Annotated in this window: 16 protein-coding genes and 4 pseudogenes; 12 read left to right on the top strand and 8 right to left on the bottom strand. The window is 60.3% G+C overall.

Features of this window, described 5'->3' with window-relative positions; genetic code table 11:
- Positions 1-506: 506 nt before the first annotated feature.
- Positions 507-854: a hypothetical protein gene (locus FJW08_RS32550; protein WP_181183065.1), complete on the bottom strand. Its 348-nt coding sequence runs from the start codon at positions 852-854 to the stop codon at positions 507-509.
- A 24-nt stretch (positions 855-878) separates the two neighbouring features.
- On the opposite strand from FJW08_RS32550, the gene pqqB reads away from it, so the two are divergent.
- Genes pqqB through pqqE form a run of 4 tightly spaced genes read left to right on the top strand, consistent with a single transcriptional unit; the run spans position 879 to position 3,983 of the window.
- Positions 879-1,817: a pyrroloquinoline quinone biosynthesis protein PqqB gene (gene pqqB, locus FJW08_RS27220; protein WP_140813014.1), complete on the top strand. Its 939-nt coding sequence runs from the start codon at positions 879-881 to the stop codon at positions 1,815-1,817.
- Entirely contained in the window at positions 1,814-2,569 is a 756-nt protein-coding gene (gene pqqC / locus FJW08_RS27215) for a pyrroloquinoline-quinone synthase PqqC (RefSeq protein ID WP_140813013.1), read from the top strand. The genes pqqB and pqqC overlap by 4 nt, the downstream gene beginning before the upstream one ends.
- Positions 2,569-2,865 carry a pyrroloquinoline quinone biosynthesis peptide chaperone PqqD gene (pqqD, locus tag FJW08_RS27210; protein ID WP_140813012.1) on the top strand — a complete coding sequence of 99 codons (297 nt, stop codon included), beginning with the start codon at positions 2,569-2,571 and terminating at the stop codon, positions 2,863-2,865. The genes pqqC and pqqD overlap by 1 nt, the downstream gene beginning before the upstream one ends.
- Positions 2,862-3,983: a pyrroloquinoline quinone biosynthesis protein PqqE gene (gene pqqE / locus FJW08_RS27205; RefSeq protein ID WP_140813047.1), complete on the top strand. Its 1,122-nt coding sequence runs from the start codon at positions 2,862-2,864 to the stop codon at positions 3,981-3,983. The genes pqqD and pqqE overlap by 4 nt, the downstream gene beginning before the upstream one ends.
- A gap of 42 nt (positions 3,984-4,025) precedes the next feature.
- On the opposite strand, the pseudogene FJW08_RS27200 reads toward pqqE, so the two are convergent.
- Positions 4,026-4,178 (bottom strand): annotated as a pseudogene (locus FJW08_RS27200) (nicotinate-nucleotide diphosphorylase (carboxylating)); the annotation flags it as partial.
- A gap of 141 nt (positions 4,179-4,319) precedes the next feature.
- Between FJW08_RS27200 and FJW08_RS27195 the strand changes: the two are divergent.
- Positions 4,320-5,446: pseudogene (locus FJW08_RS27195) on the top strand (GSU2403 family nucleotidyltransferase fold protein).
- 116 nt (positions 5,447-5,562) lie between these two features.
- Here FJW08_RS27195 and FJW08_RS32545 read toward each other — a convergent pair.
- The gene (locus tag FJW08_RS32545; RefSeq protein ID WP_181183064.1) at positions 5,563-5,733 is read right to left on the bottom strand and encodes a hypothetical protein; all 171 of its coding nucleotides are present in this window, start codon (positions 5,731-5,733) and stop codon (positions 5,563-5,565) included.
- Positions 5,734-6,881: 1,148 nt separating this feature from the next.
- Between FJW08_RS32545 and FJW08_RS27190 the strand changes: the two genes are divergently transcribed.
- The 4 genes and pseudogenes from FJW08_RS27190 to FJW08_RS27175 form a co-directional block, all read left to right on the top strand.
- Entirely contained in the window at positions 6,882-7,556 is a 675-nt protein-coding gene (locus FJW08_RS27190) for an RNA polymerase sigma factor (protein ID WP_140813011.1), read from the top strand.
- Positions 7,557-7,677: 121 nt separating this feature from the next.
- Positions 7,678-8,202, top strand: a complete 525-nt coding sequence (locus FJW08_RS27185; RefSeq protein ID WP_140813010.1) for a DUF4142 domain-containing protein — start codon at positions 7,678-7,680, stop codon at positions 8,200-8,202.
- Positions 8,203-8,213: 11 nt separating this feature from the next.
- Complete coding sequence (locus FJW08_RS27180) at positions 8,214-8,525, top strand: cupredoxin family copper-binding protein (protein WP_140813009.1); 312 nt, start codon at positions 8,214-8,216, stop codon at positions 8,523-8,525.
- Positions 8,526-8,779: 254 nt separating this feature from the next.
- A pseudogene (locus FJW08_RS27175) lies at positions 8,780-8,920 on the top strand (ISAs1 family transposase); the annotation flags it as partial.
- Positions 8,921-9,484: 564 nt separating this feature from the next.
- On the opposite strand, the gene FJW08_RS27170 reads toward FJW08_RS27175, so the two are convergent.
- The gene (locus tag FJW08_RS27170) at positions 9,485-10,828 is read right to left on the bottom strand and encodes a phospholipase D-like domain-containing protein (RefSeq protein WP_210241221.1); all 1,344 of its coding nucleotides are present in this window, start codon (positions 10,826-10,828) and stop codon (positions 9,485-9,487) included.
- Between the two features lies 1 nt (position 10,829).
- Positions 10,830-11,156 carry a low affinity iron permease family protein gene (locus tag FJW08_RS27165; RefSeq protein ID WP_140758171.1) on the bottom strand — a complete coding sequence of 109 codons (327 nt, stop codon included), beginning with the start codon at positions 11,154-11,156 and terminating at the stop codon, positions 10,830-10,832.
- Between the two features lie 1,562 nt (positions 11,157-12,718).
- Between FJW08_RS27165 and FJW08_RS27155 the strand changes: the two genes are divergently transcribed.
- Positions 12,719-12,961, top strand: coding sequence for a DUF982 domain-containing protein (locus FJW08_RS27155; protein ID WP_140813007.1), 243 nt, complete (start codon positions 12,719-12,721; stop codon positions 12,959-12,961).
- A 202-nt stretch (positions 12,962-13,163) separates the two neighbouring features.
- Here FJW08_RS27155 and FJW08_RS27150 read toward each other — a convergent pair.
- Together FJW08_RS27150 and FJW08_RS32740 are read right to left on the bottom strand one after the other, a co-directional pair.
- Positions 13,164-13,499: pseudogene (locus FJW08_RS27150) on the bottom strand (Tn3 family transposase); the annotation flags it as partial.
- 50 nt (positions 13,500-13,549) lie between these two features.
- Positions 13,550-13,744 carry a hypothetical protein gene (locus FJW08_RS32740; protein WP_210241220.1) on the bottom strand — a complete coding sequence of 65 codons (195 nt, stop codon included), beginning with the start codon at positions 13,742-13,744 and terminating at the stop codon, positions 13,550-13,552.
- Here FJW08_RS32740 and FJW08_RS33100 point away from each other — a divergent pair.
- Positions 13,737-14,345, top strand: coding sequence for a hypothetical protein (locus FJW08_RS33100; protein WP_246682602.1), 609 nt, complete (start codon positions 13,737-13,739; stop codon positions 14,343-14,345). The genes FJW08_RS32740 and FJW08_RS33100 overlap by 8 nt on opposite strands.
- A gap of 30 nt (positions 14,346-14,375) precedes the next feature.
- Here FJW08_RS33100 and FJW08_RS27135 read toward each other — a convergent pair whose 3' ends face one another.
- Complete coding sequence (locus FJW08_RS27135) at positions 14,376-15,896, bottom strand: winged helix-turn-helix domain-containing tetratricopeptide repeat protein (protein WP_140813006.1); 1,521 nt, start codon at positions 15,894-15,896, stop codon at positions 14,376-14,378.
- Positions 15,897-16,116: 220 nt separating this feature from the next.
- On the opposite strand from FJW08_RS27135, the gene FJW08_RS27130 reads away from it, so the two are divergent.
- Positions 16,117-16,350, top strand: a complete 234-nt coding sequence (locus FJW08_RS27130; RefSeq protein ID WP_140813005.1) for a DUF1127 domain-containing protein — start codon at positions 16,117-16,119, stop codon at positions 16,348-16,350.
- Positions 16,351-16,907: the final 557 nt, after the last annotated feature.

The following is a 16,907-nucleotide window of genomic DNA, read 5'->3' as shown; positions in this document are numbered from 1 at the left end:
GTTCCTGAAGCAAGAACGAGGGAAGAATTGCAGGGCGGCAGGTGCACGAGGCCGAAGGCGCACAAGGCGTTGCACGTGCGAGCGACCTGCGAATTCAAAATCACACCTCGTGAGCCCAATTCCCGGGGCTGCCGCTCCACCTCGGGGCGTAAGACCTGGATGCCGCCAGACGCTCCGAGATCGCAACCTGGGAACAAGCTGAACTGCCCTGCGTTGGACAGCCAAATGGAACAGCTTCGATCAGATTTGGCGGCGATGGCGCAACCTGGCTACTGGTTGGCTATGGTGCTTTTGCTTATTCCTTACGGAGTGGGCGTGTTCTTGCTGGTCAGGACGTGCCACTGCCTTTGACTTGATCCACGGGCCTTGAGGTGCCGAGCGCCGCGGCAAGGGCCGAATTCGGCTTTCACCTTTCGCCGTTACGCCCGGGTGAACTCGGTCGATAAAAACAGGACGGCGATGAAGGAGAGGAACCGACCTTGAGGTAGACAGTTATGTTTTGTTCGCTATTTTTTGGTCGTTTCAGAAGCCAGCGTTTCATTTGTCCATTTTTCACGTGATGGACGAGCCATTGCATACGCACTGGCGCTGATAACCGGCCCCTTTTCGGGCTGGCAAAACAGGAGGCTGCGATGAAGAAGAGCTGGAAGAAACCAACTATGTACCAGATTGCTGCGGGGTTCGAAATCTCGCGGTATCTGCCTGCCGAAACTGCTCCCAGGAAGTAGGCCGCAAACGGGCATGTCGTCGGCAACCGGAGCATGCGCCTTGCCGCGTGGGGTCTTCGCAATGGGCATTGCCGCGGGGAGTGCGGGCGCCAAGCCGTCTAGCGCCGAGAATTTCGTGCCGGTCAAATGGGCCGCCGAGCAGGCACTGCCATGCGCGTGAAGATCATTGGATCCGCGGCGGGAGGCGGCCTTCCGCAGTGGAACTGCAACTATCGCCTGAGCCGTGCGGCTCGCAGCGGGATGTTAGGCGTGCATTCACGAACACAATCATGCGTTACCGCCTCGGCGGACGGGACAGGCTGGGTTCTCTTCAATGCATCGCCCGACATTCGCCAGCAGATTGCGCAAACGCCTGAACTGCAGCCCGCGCTCGATGGGCCGTTGCGCTCGACGCCAATCCGCGCGGTGGTGCTGACCAATGCCGACATAGATCACGTCGCCGGCCTGCTCAGCCTGCGTGAACGGCAGCCTTTCGCGATCTACGGCACGGCGCAGGTACTGGCGACGCTTGAGGCCAATGCGATCTTCAATGTTCTCGATCCGGCGATCGTGCCGCGACGCCTCCTAGCGCCAACCGAGGAGCTGCCGATCCGCGATGCGGAGGACGGCGAGACGGGCATCGTCGTTGACAGCTTTCCGGTGCCCGGGAAGGTTGCGCTTTATCTTGAGCAGGGACGCGACCCCGGCGCCGACTTCAGCTCCGACACCGGCCACACGATCGGAGTGCGTATCACCGAGGCCGGCAGTCGCGGCGGCGTTTTCTACATCCCGGGCTGTGCGCGCATCGATGTCGCCCTGCGCGCTCGCCTGACCCACGCCGCCTGCCTTCTGTTCGACGGCACCGTCTACACAGACGACGAGATGATCGCTGCCCGGGTCGGCCAGAAGACCGGTGCGCGCATGGGGCACATCGCAATGTCTGGAGAAGCAGGTTCGATTGCTGGCTTGGCCGATGTGAAGATCGGCCGCCGTATCTTCGTCCATATCAACAACACCAACCCTGTTCTCGACGAGAATTCCACCGAACGCGCGGCGGTCAAAGCGGCGGGCTGGGAAGTCGCCAGCGACGGCATGGAGATCCAATTTTGAGCGATTTCCACGACGCGGCCAGAGGCGGCCTGTCCAAGAACGAGCTCGAGGCCGTGGTGCGGCAGGTCGGTGACGAGCGCTATCACAACCATCATCCTTTCCATCACAGAATGACCAGTGGCGCCCTGTCGAGGGCCGAAATGCAGGCCTGGGCGCTGAACCGCTATTGCTACCAGGCCGTCATTCCGCGCAAGGACGCCATGATCCTGGCACACGCCGAGGACCCGGCGTTTCGCGCCGCCTGGCGCAAACGCATCGAGGACCACGACGGCGAGGGCGGCTGGAGCGGCGGCATCGCGCGCTGGCTGCATCTGGCCACCTCGCTCGGCCTCGATGCCGAAGCCGTCAAGAGCGAAAGGCTGGCGCTGCCGGCGACACGCTTTGCGGTCGGCGCCTATCTCTCTTTCTGCACGAACCGGACCTTGCTCGAGGCGGTCGCATCGTCGCTAACCGAGATGTTCTCGCCACTCATCATCAACGAGCGGGTGCCGGCGATGCTGGCCAAGTACGAATATATCACAGAGGATACGCTGGCCTATTTCAGCTGGCGGCCCGAACAGGCATCGCGCGACGCTGAGTTCGCCCTCGCCTACGTGCTCGGCCATGCCGACACGGCGGAACGCCAGCAGCAGACGATCGATGCGCTGGTGTTCAAATGCGATATACTCTGGGCCATGCTCGACGCGCTTCAACATGCCTATGGCGCGCCAGGAAACATACCGCCCGGCGCCTTCCGCCCAGAGGCAGTCTGATGATGGCGCTGCGCGAAAGAGCCCTGTTGTCGTTGCAATCGGTGCCATCGCTGCCGAAGCATGTGCGCATACAGTACGACGTCGTGCGCCAAGCCTTCGCCGTGCTTTCGCCGGAGAAGATATTCTGGCCGAACGAGATCAGCCTCGACATATTGCGCCGCTGCGATGGGCGGTCCACGGTCGATCACATCATCGCCGGTCTTGCCTCCGACTATGACGCCGATCGGAAGGAGGTGGCGGCCGACGTCATCGCGTTCCTGCAGGAATGGTCGGACAAGCTGCTGGTGAGGCTGTGAGCGAGCCCATTCTCCCCCCGATTGGCATGCTGGCGGAACTGACACATCGCTGCCCGCTTCAGTGCCCTTATTGCTCCAATCCGCTCGAATTGCTGAAGGCCAATCGAGAGCTCGACACGCAGACTTGGCTCGATCTCTTCTCGCAGGCTGCCGATCTCGGCGTTCTCCAGGTGCATCTATCCGGCGGCGAGCCGACGCTGCGTCGCGACCTCGAGCTACTGATCGCCGGACTCTCGGCGCGCGGCGTCTACACCAACCTCATCACCGCCGGTATCAACATTGCCGAACGCCGCATCGAAGCCTTTGTCCAAGCCGGCCTCGACCATCTGCAACTGAGCTTTCAGGGTGCCCGTCAGGCGACCACCGACCGTATCGGCAACCACAGCGGCAGCCATGAAAAGAAGCTGGAGACGGCACGCCGCGCCCGCGCCGCCGGCCTGCCGCTCACCATCAATGCACCGATTCATCGCCACAACATCGAGGAAGTGCCGGAATTCATCGATCTGGCCCTTTCGTTGGGTGCGGAGCGGCTAGAGATCGCCAACGTGCAGTATGCCGGCTGGGCTTTGGCTAATCGCAATGCGCTGATGCCCGAACGTGCCGCGGTCGACCGGCAGATGGAGATCGTCGCGGCGGCGCAGGAACGGCTTGCCGGCATCATCAACATCGATTTTGTCCCGCCGGATTATTTCGCTGTTTATCCCAAGCCGTGCATGGGCGGCTGGGCGCGCGACGCCTTCATGGTGACGCCCGACGGCACCGTGCTGCCGTGCCACGCCGCGCAGACCATCCCTTCGCTCCGCTTCGAACGTTTCGGGCCGAACTCGCTCGCCGAGATCTGGACCGATTCAGCTGCACTCAATGCCTTCCGCAGTACCAAATGGATGCAGGAGCCTTGCCGAAGCTGTGAGCGGCGCGAGCTCGATTGGGGTGGCTGCAGATGTCAGGCAATGACAATTGCAGGCGATGCGGCTGCAACGGATCCAGTCTGCATTAAGTCGCCGATTCACGCCCGCATGGCCATGCTCAGCGGCGAGACTGGGCGCACAGCGAAACCTGCCTCGGCGGACGAAGCCTTCATCCATCGTCAGATAGGAATTGTGACTGAACGCGCTTAGAGGGCGTTTGGAAATCGGAACCTTGTGATTTCGGCCGCCGCTGGCGTCCACTCCCACTTGTAGTGCCATCTCAAGCTGATCGAGCGTGTCAACCTCGACCTCGATCTTCACCACGTGACCAACTGCGCCGCGCGCCCGCCCGATTGCGGTGCGGATGTCGCCGGCAAGGGCGATGTGGTCGTCCTTGATGAGCACCCGCCATCAATCGCCGCGCCTGCATGGTTGGCGATTTGGCAGCGTTATAAGACCTCTGCAATTGTCTTATAACGTCACTTGGGTGGCATGAGCTCATGCCGCTATAAGAGAAATGCATTTTCTTATAACGGAGCCGAACGCATGAAGACGGTCGATCTCGTTTATCGCACGATGTATGCGGAACTCGTTCAGCGCTGTCTTGATGCATCGTTCGTAACCGACTTCTCCACGGCGGGCAATTTCGTCCGGGTTCCGGTGAAGGGGCGAGCTATTGGTATTTTGAGGAAACCCAACCCAAGAAAACGCGGAAGTATGTCGGCCCGTCCGACGATCCCGAGATCGCGAAACGCGTTGAAGCCTTCCAAGAGATCAAGGAAGACCTCCGTAGCCGACGGAAACTCGTCTCCACGCTGACTCGCGAAGCAGGGCTGACTGCACCGGACCGGTTCACTGGCGATGTCGTTGAAGCCATCGGAGCAGCAGGAATCTTCCGCCTATGAGCCGTGCTCGTCGGTACGGTTGCTTTTCAGACGTATGCGGGACACCTCGGCGTAAGATTGCCTGGTGCTTCATTGCAAACCGGCGATGCCGATTTCGCGCAGCATTACTCGATTTCGTCGTCAGTCGAAGACACCCTGCCGCCGATCCTGGAAATCTTGAGAGAGATTGATCCAACCTTCAGGGAGATCCCCCACAGATCGGATCCCGGACACAGGACCCAATTCGAGAATGCAACGAGATACAAGGTCGAGTTCCTTACGCCGAACCGTGGATCCGATGACTACACCGACCACGCCAGTCCGATGCCAGCACTGGGCGGAGCTTTGGCGCAGCCCTTGCGCTTCCTCGATTTCCTGATCCACGAGCCCATCCGGACCGTGATGCTGCATCGGTCAGGGGTGCCTGTAATCGTGCCGTCCCCGGAACGCTATGCAGTTCACAAGCTCATCGTCGCCTCTCGCAGGAAATCAGATGCAAACGGCGTCGCCAAGCGCGAAAAAGACGTCCATCAGGCCAGCCTCCTCGTCGAGGCACTGGAGGCGACCCGTCGCAAGGATGACCTTGCAACAGCGTTCTCGGAAGCGTGGGGGAGGGGGCAGCACTGGCGCGAGGCGATGCTGAAGGGGCTGGGCCTGATGCCGCCGAAGAAACGACAGGAAGTTGAGGACACAATCAAAAAGGCCCTTGTCGAGATCGGCGAGCAGCTGGACGGCTTCGACTCTAGGTCGTTAGCCAGACCCGAAAGCCGCCCTTGTCGCTTGGATTGAGGAAGACCAGCTTTGATCAGGATCGCTTACGAGGGAGTACTAGCTGTTGAGGTCTGTCCGCCGTATGTTCGTCCAAAATCGCATAATTGGCAGTGTGGAATTGATTTGTGGTAGCGTTAACCGGCTCGTCGCGCTGCGGTGTTCGCCTGGATTCTCAACTTTTCAAGCCAGGCTCGGCACATCGTTTCAATGTGGTCGATGAGGTCGGAGACGCGCTCTGCGAGCCACTGACGCGCTTCCTGTGTGATCTCGAAATGTTGGGGGTAGCGGGCGATCGGAGCACGCATTTTTTACTCCGTGCGATTGGCCGACGGGACGGACATCCGCTCGACCGCCGAGGCCAATCTTCTCGATGGAGTGCAGCGAGGGAAGGAGCGCGTTTCGTTTCCGGAACTCGGCAATGACTGCTGTCGCGATCGGCAACCCGTGATCGCCATCGGCCGCCGCATCGATTGCAGCCAGGGCGCGTTCAAGGAAGCGGATGGAGTGTCCAGACGAAATCCTCTGACACCGCACCCATGGATGGTTTGATCGTGCGTGCGCCAAATGATGCGGCAATCGCGGTTGCGAAGGCCCTCAAAGACGCTGGCGTCAAATTCGAAGCGTCCAAGCCAACGGGGACGATAAGCGACTTCATTTTGAAGAAGGCTAATTAAGCGAAATTTGTACGCATTCGCACATGCCATTGCGCACAGATCCGCTTAGGAACATGCTCAATCTTCACCGGCTCTTGCCCTCCAAAAGCCGGTGCAGCCCGGCCTGCAGGATCCTGTGTCACACGATGAGCAGGCCGGGCTATTGTCCCTTTGTGCGTGGTGCCGGTCACGCCTTCGAGGTAGCTATGATCCTCGTCATGGCCCTTGCGGCGATTGGGATCGTCCTGGTTGTCATGGAAATCTTCTGAAGGACGCTATCTGAAAAAGCCCCGGTGCTTGGGTTTGCACCGGGGCTTTTGACATGTACGCTTTACATCAGCATGTCCGCTTATCAGCATGTGCTGATATGGTGAAGGAATGGTGAATAGACTCTGGCCGGCTTTTCATGCGCAACGTGCTAGACAGGATGATGAGCAAAAAGCGCGCCTTCGTCGTCTACTCGCCGCCTATGAAGGGATTCCCGTTCTTGGCCGTGACCCTTGATCCAAACGGAACCGCTATCGCCAGCCCATTCGGCACCGAGTATGAGGCAGTGGCGCACATTCGAGAACTCGCCGCCGCGCATGGACATGGGACCAAGCACTAGGGGCTAACCCTTAGTCTCTTCGCGCTTCCGGCGCACACGCGCACGGCACCTGCCTGATCACCAAATGCATGCTCGGCGTTTTTGACACGGACATTGATCTCAGGCGCGAATTCCTGTCGTCGATTCCAGTGTGACGAATTTTCGGGAACCCTTGTTGTCGAGACCCATCTATTGAAGGGCAAGGAGACTGCTCATGTTGTACGTTCGACGAGACGCGACCGAAATCATCGCTGCGTCTGATGACCTGGAATTGGCACAGCGCGCCATGGCGCGCGACGGCGCTGCCTTCCGCACCATCATCAAGACGCATAACCAGCGGCTTTATCGCATCGCGCGCGGCGTAGTGCGCAATGACAGCGAGGCGGAGGACATCGTCCAGGAGGCCTATGTCAGGGCCTTTGCCCACCTCGAGAGTTTTCGCGGCGACGCCTCGCTCGGCACGTGGCTATCGCGCATCGTCATCAACGAAGCGCTTGGCCGGTTGCGTAAAAGACGGCGAACGGTGACGATGCCCGACAACCCCCAAGCCGAAATCATCCGGTTCCCCCTCAACCCAACCGATGATCCGGAGCGGACGATGGCGCAACGGCAGATTCTGGCCCTTGTCGAACGGGCGACCGACACCCTTCCAGATCTTTACCGGATGGTGTTCGTGGCACGGGTGATCGAGGGCCTGAGCATTGAAGAGACGTCAGAACTACTCGGCGTGCGCCCCGAAACTATCAAGACCCGCCTGCATCGCGCCCGCGTCCTGCTGCGCAAGGCGCTGGACGACCAAATCGGGCCAGTGCTCCTCGATGCCTTCCCCTTCGCCGGCCGGCGCTGCGAACGGCTGACCGTTGCCGTGATGGTGCGGCTCGGCTTGTGAGACTGATCCTCGTCGAATTCAGCTGATTTTGTCGGGAACATTTGCTGTTACCCAGCATCCAATGATCGTCAACTGAAAACGATGCCCGATGCGATTTGCGCGTGCGGGCGAAGGAGATGTCATGCTTACTCGTCACACTGCCGTCCTGGCCGCCTTGCTGCTGCTCGGCACAGCCCCGCTCGCGCAAGCCGCCGACAAACCAACCGACCCGCAGATCGCGCACATCGCCTATACTGCCGGCGTGATCGATGTCGAGGCGGCCAAGCAAGCGCTCAAGAAATCAAAGAACAAGGAGGTGCTCGCCTTCGCCAAGGACATGGTGCGCGACCACGAAGCGGTGAACAAGCAGGCGCTCGATCTCGTCAAGAAGCTCAAGGTGACGCCGGAAGACAACGCCACCAGCAAGGCGCTCACCAAAGCCGCCACGGAGGAGCGGGCCAAGCTCGCCGACCTAAAGGGCGCCGCCTTCGACAAAGCCTATGTCGCCAATGAAGTGGCCTACCACAAGCAGGTCGACGGCGCTCTCCAAACGCTGCTCATTCCTTCAGCCAGCAATGCCGAACTGAAGAGCCTGCTGGAGACCGGCCTGAAGATATTCCAGGGCCATGAGCAGCATGCCGAACATGTCGCCAGTATGCTGAAATGAGACCGGCGTTGATGGTGCCGAAACGGCATCTTTGGTTTCCACTGGCGCTGACGTTCATTGCAGCGCCGGTGAAGGCCGAAACCATTCAGGTCACCATCGACAAGCTGGTGTTCTCGCCAGCGACGATCGAGGCGAAGGTAGGCGACACGATCGAATGGGTGAACAAGGACATGTTCGCCCACACGGCCACCGTCAAGGGCGGTTGGGACGTGATGATCCCGCCGAAGAAGTCCGCAAGCTTGACGTTGAAGGCCGCGGGAGCGGTCGACTATTTCTGCCGCTTCCACCCGAACATGAAGGGTCACATCGCGGTGGCGCCGTAGCTGGAGCGTGGGATCGCGTCAGGCGCCGCGATCCCACAATTGGGGAGGTGCGCCGTAACCAAGCCAGTTGCACAACCCAAGACCGCTTGAAGGTCGCGCCGGAACCTAACGACGAAGGGTTGTCAGGATGCCGGCAATCTTCGGCGTCTGCAAATGAGTGGCGATCAGCGAACGTCGCTCCAGATTCGGCTGGTGCTGCCGCATTTGCCGCAGCGCCGCCGCAATTCCGGTCGCCGGATTGCCATAAGGACCGGAGCCGCTTCGATACCCGCTACTTCATCGCCTCCGCCGACCTCACCGCCGAACGGGCCGCCCACGCCGTGCGCGGCCACTGGCTGATCGAGAATGCCCTGCACTGGACCCTTGATGTCGTCTTCAAGGACGACCAGTCGCGGCCCGCTCGCGAGGAACGATCGCCGCCTTCCGAACATTCGAGGTGGTCCGCGAACGTTCCGCAAAAAGACGGTACCAATTCAGACCAACTTCGCCCGCTTTATCATTTCTTAATGACTCCAGATGCGGGCAGAGTCATGGTCCAGCATCCAAGGCACATTTGAGGGAGAAAAGGGAGCCATGTTGTTTCCTGGCCAAGTCGTCATGCCCGACGAAGTGGAGATGCTTGCCCGCGTCTGCCGAACCTCCTGCGAAGAGCGGGGAATCCCGCTCAGCAGCCCGCAGGCACGGACACTCGCATCCCACGTCCTAAAGCTTTTCATGAACGGCCTTACCTGTGAGGAAGAGCTTCTAAGCGTCGAGCGAAACCGCATGAACCGTCAGGTTCACATTGACGCTTTGAAGCAGGCGTCTGCGCACCAGTACGTCGGTGCCGATCGCTAGACGCACGTCGTCTTTGTCCAAAGTCACTGCTGGTCCCTGTGGTAGGAAATTTCTTTGTAACCCGTTTACAAGTGGGTATCGAGGAAGTTTTCGCGCAGATTGCACGCAATGACAGCCAGGTCTCAAAGTTGGGAGCGCAGCCTGCTGGCCAGCCAGTCCGAAATTTTTTCCCGCAGGGGACGCGCTTCCCATTCGGCCAGGGTGATCTGCCGGGACCGCCCAAGATCCTGGTCGAACAAATCGATCTGCGTTCTTGCAAAATCCCTGCCGTAGACGTTCAGACTGGCTTCGTCGTTCAGCCGCAAGGAGCGTTCGTCCAGATTGGTGGAACCAAAGCTCGCCCAGACGTCGTCAACAATCAGCAGCTTCGGATGATACATGGTGGGCTGAAACTCGTAGATCCGCACACCCGCCCTAAGCAAGTCGCCCCAGAAATAGCGCGAGCCTTTTCGAACCAAAGGCACGTCGGTCAGCGCATTGGGAACAATCACATCGACCGACACGCCTCGCGTCCTCGCGTCCAGGATCTGCTGGAGGGCGATATCGTCGGGCACGAAATACGCCATTCCGATTCGCAGGTGATCCTTGGCGGCGGCTATCGCCGCCAGCATCATCAGTTCCATGTTCTCCGAGCCATTTGGCTGCGAAGAGATTATCAGCTGGGCGCCAAGCGACCCGGCAGGCTCGGGCGGAGGGTAGAACTTCTCACCTTGCAATGTCTCACCGGTCGTTTCCAACCAATTTTCGGCAAACGCTGCCTGGAAAGCAGGTACGGCAGTCCCTTCGACCCGATAGTGCGTGTCGCGCCATTCATCCGGGTTGCGGGCGTTTCCGCGCCAATTATCCGCGATGCCGACACCACCCGTAAAGGCCACTTGTCCGTCGACAATGAGCAGTTTGCGATGGGTGCGGTTATTCAGACGGTCCAATGTGTACCAATGGATCGGCCGGTAGCGCTGGAACGTCACGCCGGCTCTTGTCATGATGTGGATCAGGTCTTCATCGAAAGGCAGGCTGCCGACCCAGTCGACGAGCACCCGGACCTCGACACCTTCCTGCGCCTTGGCCGCCAATGCCAATGCGAACTCATAGCCAACGGCCCCAGACCAATAGATATAAGTCTCAAAATTGATGGTGGACCGAGCCGCGCCGATCGCTTGGAGCATCGAAGGAAAAATCTCGTCACCGTTCACAAGGGTTTGCACCGCGTTCGCGTCGGACATCTGTCCCAGCGAGTAACTGCTCATCGACTTGGCGAACTGAGGATCCGATGCATCGAAACGATGCGGGACGATCGTCCGCAAAACGCGTCGCTCAGGGGTCAGGTTTATGGCCGCCAATGTGACCAAGCCGGCGAGGGCCGCAACGGCCACATAGCTCAGTCCCCTGAGCAGCGGGCTGAATTTCCGATCCAGCCAGATCTGCTTCGCACCTGTCAGCAACGCCACGAAACCGGCAGCGCGCATGTCAGTCGCCCTGCTGCTTGCGACTGCGATGTTTCTCGATTTCCTCCGGCTCTTCATCATCAATGCGGGTGATGGTCGAAGCCGAACTGTTTGATCTCAACATTTCGTCCAGCTTGGCATGAATGGCCTGGGTGTCGCGATGCTCCGCCCGCTGAATGAACAGCGTCATGGCCCAGGTGAGGAGCGTGGCCGCTCCATGCCAGTTCAAGCTTTGCCGATCGAAAACTATCCAGACGATCGCATATGCCAGCAACACCAGGAATGCTGCTGGCCGAGAGGTCCACGTGCCGATCGAGGTGAGTACGCCGGTAATCGGGTGATTTGCCATGAGCAGGAACTTTCGATGGTAACGCAGGTTCCCGCGCGGCTTGTCGCCGAGGCTTCCGTGCAGCACAGGTATCGGCAGGGAGACCCGTTAGGCGCGGTTGTCCGTCTCGGTTGGCTGTCGCGCGTTAAGCGCCCTGACGTCCACGCCCATCCGGCCCTCATTCCCAAATGGCGGCAACGGTCGAGGAGCCCATCAACGGTGTCGGTTCGCTCAAGCAGGGTGGAAGGAAGAAAGAGGGCGGACGCCTCTTTCTCCATGGGGTTACACGCGCGACCGCTTTGGCTGCGAACTCAGCCGGGGGATCGCCGTTGCCGGCCTAGGTGTCCCAATCGCCGGGCTTGGGGTTGGAAACCCCAATGTACTTTTTTGGATCGTCGTTCCCGATTTGTCACGGGGCCGCGGGGGGGCGCCGCCTTGCCGCGGAGCTTGCGCCGGCTGACGACTTCGTCGTCCACTTCTCTCACCTGTCCTTCGACCGCATTCCCGGGCTACGCTGACGGACCGTGCCGAGGCGACAGCCCGAGGCGCGATCCAGCCGGAGCATAGGCACCCGAATTTCCCCGTTCAATTCCAGGGCACATTAAATTCTCGTAATAAATTGAAACACTTAGGCGCTGAAAGCTGCTTCATATCGCGAGATAGGCCGGTCGCGGTGCGCCCCCAATCCGAGCGGGCAAACGAGAGTGGATGAGTGGCTTTATGCAAGCGACGACAAGGCCTTACGGGACACGTGACCTGCGCGAAACGGGCCGCGAACACAGTGGTGCGGCGCTCATGGCCTCGACGCCTCCACCTTCACGACTGGGGTTGCGAGAAATCTAGCTCCCAAAGATGTGAACGCGCCACCGGCTGGTTCCGCCAAGCCTGCATTAGGTCGGGAAGCTCTGGGTAGGAGGCGATCACGGGTACTCAGACATCCCGTCGCCGGCGACATCATTTCTGTAGTGTTGAAGGACGTCGCCGTGGCAGTGTGGTCTCCGTTTAGGAAACCCTCGAAGCTGTTCGTCGTAGGGTCGGTCCTCAGCTAACCCAGAAGGACTGTGATCTGGTTGAGTTGATTGTCAGTATCGCAGCATGGATCAGGTGTTCTTGGTCTTCGACCTTCACGAGCGAGGGCACCCCCATGTCGTTCCAAACGTGACCCTAAGTGGCAGAATCGGCGGACCTCTGCCTCGACGCGCTTGATAACAAAGTCAGACCAGAGGTTGTCCGAGACGCCTTCCGTGAGGCTTCCGTGGAAGAGGGCAAGCTGCTTACCAACCTGTAGGTGGTCCTGGACACTATTCAAAATTGGTCGGACCACGTTCGAGGTCCGCCAGGAGTAACCCGCTCCATTCAATACAACCCGACGCCAATGACTACGGTGATGCCGACCAGTACAAACACCGCGATCAGGGCGAGCTCAAATGGGCTCCCACCATTCCCAGTATTGTCCGGCATTTTGCTTGCTCCCAACCCCAGGAAACATGGCGCGAGGTTAGCATAGGAAAAACGTCGTTTAAAGATTTCCTTGGTGAATGGACACTCTTGACTATGTGCACTGCAGCTAATGTATTAACTGCATGTCGCTCCATTGGTTCTCCCCAGCGGTTCCCGTAAGGACCACCGAGCCCGGCGTCCGGTTCAATGTCAACAACGTTGAGGCTGCAGCCGCAGAACTTCTGAAGTGGTCCAAGCGTGGCCCACAGTGGGACCGTGCGATGAGAGTTTGCATGGCCGCTCTGGCTGACTTGGCGACACCTCAGGAGGCCAGAAGATGCTTCAGGCTGGCTGCCAAGGCGGAGGGGGTGATGCTCTCCGAATAACAAAGTTATTGACCCATGACGGCTGTCTCGACGGTGGGTCGCCGCACGTCGGTCCGCCATGGGCTTGCTCGACGCTCAGGTCAGCAGGACAGACGAGCGATGATCTGCGAGCGCGATCACGCTCGTAATGAAGAGACCTGCAAATCGCCGAGACAAGCGGATCAGATCGTTGAATGTGTGCTGCACCGTTCCACCTCGGTTGCACGATCGCGCTGACGACCAGATTGAGGCCGGATGCGCGGAAGGCCTGGTTTTCGAACGATCGGTCACGGATTTCGCCTCGCTCATGGAAGAACACGGCGCGCTTGAGTTTGTGCGCAGCCTCGCCCTTGTTGAGGCCAGCCTGACAGCGCCGTCGCAGTGCCGGGCTCGAGTACCATTCGATCATGAACAACGATCGCTCGATGCGGCCCAGTTCGCGCAGAGCCCTCGCGAGTTGGCTTTCCTTCGGAGACGCTGAGAGCTTCTTCAGAATTGTCGAGGGCACAACGGCGCGGGTGGTGATCGACGCCGCAAGGTGAAGCAGATCATCCCAGTGATCGAGGATCAATGCAGTGTTGATCGGCGCACCGATATGATTGGTTATCCCTACGAGCTGGCCCAGCGGCGCAACGCGCTGGTCGGTAAACTGCGGGGCAAGTCTCGCATGCCTGCATAGACGCGCTGAAGCCCGACCTGATCATCATGGACGAGTTTCAGCGCTTCCGGGATTTGCTGCAAGGCGACACCCCGGCCGCCGAGCTTGCGCGCGAGTTGTTCGATTACTCGGACGGCAATGGCCATGCGGCGCGCACGTTTGCTGCTGTCGGCGACGCTCTATCGGATGTTGACGCTGTCGGGCGATGAGCCCGATGACGGCGAACATTATCGCGATTTCCTTGAGACGTTGTCGTTCCTCTACGGTCGCACCAACGGTCCGCAGATCGCCGCCACGCTCGAAGGCGAGATGCGACAATTCCGAGGTTTCCTACATGCGCTTCCCGAAGCCCGGCCTGCCGCTATAGCGGCTCGGCGCGGCGCGGCGTCGAACGACGTCTGCGCAAGGTCATGGCGCGCACAGAGCGGGTGGCCAGTACCGTTAATCGCGATTCGATGGTTGGCGAACCGCCGACCTGCGCAAGGAGGCGGTCTCGCGGTCGAGCTGTTCAGCCGCGACCGCGAGACCGTCTGGCCGGGCAGCGACAAGGTGTTCCTCGTCGATCCGGGCTCACAGAAATCGGTGCCGATCTCCTGCAATCAGGGCGAACGCATCTGCTATGGCGCCTGGGTCGACGGCAATGACAAGATTTCCGCTGGCGTCGGGCCCGATAACGACCAGCCTTGCGATACCTGCTGCTTCATCTGCGTGGAGCACTTGACCGAAACGATCGACCTGGTGCCGTGATCGGGGACCCCGTGCAGGTCTTCCGGCGCGTCAGTCTGGAAGGCCGGCCTTGTGGAAGCCCTCGATGAAATGCTCGCGCGTCGCGTCGTCGCGGAACGGCTCCGTCCAAACCCAGTGCCGGGTCGTGAAATGTGGGTTGCCGACCAGGAACAGGTCGACCTCCGCGCGCGCCTCGTCGAGCCGGCCAAGTTGCGCAAGGCTTGCCGCGAGGAAGCGGCGTGAGCTGGTGCGGTAGGTCTCGTCCCGGCGCAGCGTCTCGATGGCGGCTGCATAGTCGCGCGCCGCATATTGCGCCTGGCCGAGCGTCAGATAATACCAGTTTGCCGGAAACGGGTTCAGCCGGAACGCCTTGCGAATATACTCAAGCCCTTCCTCGACCCGCCCGGCGAGCGTCGTTATGTCGGACAATGTCGCCCACGCATCGGCTTCGTTGGGGTCGAGTTCGAACGCCCTGGCGAATTCGGCATCCGCCTCGGCGAAATCACGCTCATAGGCAAGCAGATTGCCGAGCACCCAGTGGCAGCCGGCATCGTTGGGATCGATCGCGACCGCCTTGCGCGCCAGGTCCAAGGCAATACGGCGGTTGGGGTCGATCGGCTCACCCCAATGCACCCATCCCATCCAGTGGTTCATGGCGAGCCAGCGATAGGCCTCGGCGTAGTCGGGATCGAGTGCAACCGCGCGCGTCAGCATCAGATGCGCTTCGCGTGCCGTTTGCGGCGAATCATCGATCAGCTTGCGCGCCCGCACGCACAGATCGTAGGCTTCGAGATTGGTGGGCCGGTTGCGTGGCGGCAGCGCGCGCAACCGGCCGAGCAGCGCCTCCACGATCTTGGCGGTCACCTCGTCCTGGACGGCGAAGATATCGTCCAGTCCGCGGTCGAAGCGTTCCGCCCAGAGATGGTCGCCGCTCGCTGCGTCGACCAGCTGCGCGTTGATGCGCACGCGCCCCCCGTCACGCCGCGCGCTGCCCTCCAGCAGATAGCGGACGCCAAGCTCCCCGGCGATCGCGCGCACGTCCATCGCCTTTCCCTTGTAGGCAAAGGTCGAATTGCGCGCGATGACGAACAGGCCGGAGATCCTCGACAGGTCGGTGATCAGGTCTTCGGTCAAGCCGTCGCAGAAAGAGTCCTGCCCGGCATCGTTGCTGAAATTGACGAAGGGCAGCACCGCAATCGACGGTTTGTCAGGCAGCGGCAGCGGTTTTCGCTTGGCCCCGGCGAGCTTTTCGACGACCGCCGTGAAGCGGTAGCCGACGCGCGGAACGGTGGCGATCCATTCGCCGCCTCCTTCACCCGCTATGCCGGGCGGACCGAGCAGCTTGCGCAGTTGCGCGATCTGCACGGTGAGGTTGCCTTCCTCGACCGCCGTGCCGGGCCAAGCCGCGTCCATGAGTTCGGTCTTGCCCAGGATTTCGCCGGGCCTTGCGACCAGTGCCGCGAGCAGCTTCAGCCCGCGATAGCCGATGGCCACGGGGACGTCGTTCCGGAGCAGCGTTCCCGCACCGGAATCGAGCACGAACCGACCAAAGGCAAAGCGCTCTCCCTGCATTGGCGTATCTATAGAGCAATTCAACGAAAAGTGCGAAGCGGTTTGTCCGGGAATAGCGTGGCGCTTTCCCTGGAGGAATTGCGAGAAAACAAAGAGTTAGACGCCGGTTTGGAACTTTTGAGAACTATTTGGCGGCCCTTAATTACGGCGGCGTTCGTATCCCGCAGAATTCAACCTCTTTCAGCTCGAGAGCTCCTAAGTCCGCCCCATGGAGGTTGCCATGAACGATACTCTTGCTTCGGTCCCACCAGGAATGCCCGCAAGTTCCATGCAAGCGCCGCGTCGGCGCTTGGCGGCCTTGCGAAAAACCATCGCGGCCTGGCGCGAGCGAGCCCGCTTTCGCTGGGACCTCAAGCGAATGTCGGAGATCAGTCCGCATCTGATCGACGACATCGGCTTGACGACACGGCAGGTCGAGGAAGAAATCGCCCAGCTGCCCTTCTGGCAGCGATAAGGCGAAATGCCGCGATGATTTGGAGGGATTGCCGGCATCATCCCTTTAGCGCCCGCCCGCGTCGCGCCATGCTCCCCTATCGGCCTTGGGCTGAAGCCCTGGCGCCAAGCAAGCCGGTTGTGCGGAAGTTCGAGACAAAGTTGGAGCGAGGACGATGCCGTCACATGAGCCCGGACCGAAACATCGCCCGAGGGAAACACAGTCAGACCATCGACGGATCCTTGTCGGACGCTTCTTTCATGAGTCGCACAGTTTCAGCCCGGAAATCACTTCGAGCGATCGGTTCGAAATCAAGCATGGCGAAGACCTGATTGCGCACGCTAGGCTATGCGAGCACCGCCTCCGGTCCCGCGCACGGTGCCTTGGCATAGACCACCCTTGCGACAGGCTAAGCCCTGGAAAGGAGAATGGAATGTAGATCCTGAAACTTTTCGAAGCGATCCAGAGGGTTCGACCCCCTCCCGGCAAAGGCGCAGCCCGCCAGCCGGAAGCGAGTCTTGCATGGGCGACGGCAACGTTGCTCGTGAAGCGTAGACAGCGGATGCTGAAGCCATGTG

Source organism: Mesorhizobium sp. B3-2-1 (assembly GCF_006439515.1).
In the GTDB taxonomy this organism is placed as follows: Bacteria; Pseudomonadota; Alphaproteobacteria; order Rhizobiales; family Rhizobiaceae; genus Mesorhizobium.
The sequence above is the reverse complement of the archived record's forward strand: the minus strand, read 5'-3'. Positions and strand labels throughout refer to the sequence as shown.